1 pseudogene is annotated in these 1,630 nt (G+C 39.2%); it reads left to right on the top strand.

Features of this window, described 5'->3' with window-relative positions:
- Positions 1-214: 214 nt before the first annotated feature.
- Positions 215-1,630: pseudogene (locus F6K38_RS36920) on the top strand (tetratricopeptide repeat protein); the annotation flags it as partial.

The following is a 1,630-nucleotide window of genomic DNA, read 5'->3' as shown; positions in this document are numbered from 1 at the left end:
TCAAGAATTTAGAAATAGCAATTACTGGATTAGAAACTGTTTTACAATTACGTCCCCGGGAAACTCTATGCCAAGAATGGGGGCAAACTCTACATCATCTTGCTGTTGTTTATCGTCATCGTATTGTTGGTGACAAAGCTGATAATTTAGAAAAAGCGATCGCTTTTTACAAACAGGCTCTTACCGTCAGAACCTTTGAGGCATTTCCTATTGATTGGGCAATCACACAAAATAATCTCGGTATTGCTTACCGTCAACGAATCAAAGGTGATAAATCACAGAATATTGAAGAAGCGATCGCTTGTTACAAACAGGCTCTTCAAGTTAGAACCTTTGAGGCATTTCCTATTGATTGGGCAATCACACAAAATAATCTCGGTATTGCTTACCGTAACCGAATCAAAGGTGATAAAGCACAGAATATTGAAGAAGCGATCGCTTGTTTTCAAAAGGCTCTTACCGTCAGAACTTGTGATGCTTTTCCCCAAGCTTGGGCAGATACACAAACTAATCTCGGAAATGCTTACCGTAACCGAATCAAAGGTCAGAAATCACAGAATTTAGAAAAAGCGATTGCTTGTTACCAACAGGTTCTTAAAGTCAGAACTTGTGATGCTTTTCCCCAAGCTTGGGCAGATACAGAAACTAATACCTTTCTCGGAAATGCTTACCTTTACCGAATCAGATCATGTCGGGATAATTACCCTTAATAAAAATCTCCTGCATCTCCCCATCTCCCCACAGTTCCCACCCTCCCTCTAATTATGGGTATTCAACCTTACTTGATATCAAAGGTCAGAAAGCAAAGAATATAGAAAAAGCGATCGCTTGTTACCAAGAAGCTTTTAGAGTTTATACCTTTGAGGCTTTTCCTGAAGATTGGGCAATGACACAATATAATCTCGCTATTGCTTACTATGACCGAATCAAAGGTGAGAAAGCACAGAATATAGAAGAAGCGATCGCTTGTTACCAACAGGCTCTTAGAGTTGATACCTTTGAGGCTTTTCCTGAAGATTGGGCAATGATACAAACTATTCTCGGAAATGCTTACCTTGACAGAATCAAAGGTGAGAAAGCACAGAATATAGAAGATGCGATCGCTTTTTACCAACAGGCTCTTAGAGTTTATACCTTTGAGGCTTTTTCCGAAAAATGGGCAATCACACAAAATAATCTCGGTAATGCTTACTATAAGCGAATCAAAGGTGAGAAAGCACAGAATATAGAAGATGCGATCGCTTGTTACCAACAGGCTCTTAGAGTTTTTACCTTTGAGGCTTTTTCCGAAAAATGGGCAATCACACAAAATAATTTCGGTAATGCTTACCGTGACCGAATCAAAGGTGAGAAATCACAGAATATAGAAGAAGCGATCGCTTTTTACCAACAGGCTCTTAGAGTTTATACCTTTGAGGCTTTTTCCGAAAAATGGGCAATCACACAAAATAATCTCGGTAATGCTTACTATAAGCGAATCAAAGGTGAGAAAGCACAGAATATAGAAGATGCGATCGCTTGTTACCAACAGGCTCTTAGAGTTTTTACCTTTGAGGCTTTTTCCGAAAAATGGGCAATCACACAAAATAATTTCGGTAATGCTTACCGTGACCGAATCAAAGGTGAGAAA

Source organism: Moorena sp. SIO3B2, from assembly GCF_010692525.1.
Lineage (GTDB): Bacteria > Cyanobacteriota > Cyanobacteriia > Cyanobacteriales > Coleofasciculaceae > Moorena > Moorena producens.
The sequence above is the reverse complement of the archived record's forward strand: the minus strand, read 5'-3'. Positions and strand labels throughout refer to the sequence as shown.